Source organism: Synechococcus sp. WH 5701 (assembly GCF_000153045.1).
In the GTDB taxonomy this organism is placed as follows: Bacteria; Cyanobacteriota; Cyanobacteriia; order PCC-6307; family Cyanobiaceae; genus Regnicoccus_A; species Regnicoccus_A antarcticus.
The window spans coordinates 1-1,133 of sequence record NZ_AANO01000125.1; the positions used below are offsets into that span (position 1 = coordinate 1).

2 protein-coding genes are annotated in these 1,133 nt (G+C 58.3%); both read right to left on the bottom strand.

The genetic code is table 11. From position 1 onward, the window contains the following. Positions 1-404, bottom strand: a 404-nt coding sequence (locus WH5701_RS00720; protein ID WP_006169917.1) for a hypothetical protein, incomplete at its 3' end; no start/stop codon positions are given. Beyond that, positions 401-1,133, bottom strand: a 733-nt coding sequence (locus WH5701_RS00725; protein ID WP_006169918.1) for a hypothetical protein, incomplete at its 5' end; no start/stop codon positions are given. The genes WH5701_RS00725 and WH5701_RS00720, both read right to left, overlap by 4 nt.

A 1,133-nucleotide genomic window follows, 5' to 3' on the forward strand; every position in this document is an offset into this window, starting at 1 on the left:
GGACGGCGCCATTGACGGGCCAATAGCAGTGGGATTAGGGCGAATCCTGCACTCACGAGCCCTTGCACGAACGCGAGCCGGTAGGGAAGCATCGTGATCAGCGGTGCCACAGCGATCCAAGCGGGTTCGTGCAGAACCTCGTTGGGGTTGATCGCTAAGTGGTGGCTAAAGCGGGCAATGTCGCTGGTCCCCCAAGAGGCGAGCGTGAAGAACACGGCGATGGTGATCAGCTGGAGTCCGGCTGTGGTCCACCAAAGGCGAGCTGCTGTGACGCGGCTCAAAAGGCCAGCTAAAAGAATTTGCCCGATGGCCAGGCTCAGCATGAGACCGGGGTTGTTGGTGACTTGATCAATCCGATAGGGGGCTTCCGTTGGAAAGCTCATCAGGATCTGCACATCAGTCATGAGATCAGCAGGGCCCGCATTGCAGCTGGGGAGAGCACGTGGTCAAAGCCCCAGTAGGGCAAAAGCAAATTTCGAAGAGCTCTCTCGTCGTGACTGACCTGTTGAAGCTGCTGGCCGAGCTCACGGCGTCGCTCCCATTCGATTTGCTCACGCTGTTGCTGCTCCATTGAGAGTGCATCCAGGTTTTGCGTACTGGGGAGATCGAGCCAGTGCAGACGACAATTCATTTGGATGCCGTAACCCAGGTGGGTGCCAAAACTGTTGCTCACCAACCCGGTGCTCAGTTGCAACAGCGTGCGCATCGCATCGAGAAACCATGGGTTGGAGCGGTGGCCGTTGCAGGCTTGGATCCATCCTCTTGGTAGTGGGATCTCCGCAGGGTCCTGCCAGTGACGTAACCAAATCACTGAGTCGTAACCCTGGTTTTGCCGTAGCGCTTCGATGCTTTGGATGGTTGCAGGGAGATCGTTCTGGCGGTGCACCGGGCCCCAGCTATGGGCAAGCACCACCAGGAGAGTCGGGCCCAGTTTTTGTCGCCACTGATCGAGGTGCTGGGTCGAAAGCAGTGACTGGGCATAGGCGATCCAAGGACCGATCGCGATAGCAGGGCGCTGATGCTGTTCTTCCATCCATTGGGCACGCCGTGGACCCATGCAGAGAGCTCCGCGGCTCCAGCGCTTGGGTTGTTCAAATTGGGCTTCTGGAGTCACCTTCAAACCGTGCTCGAGT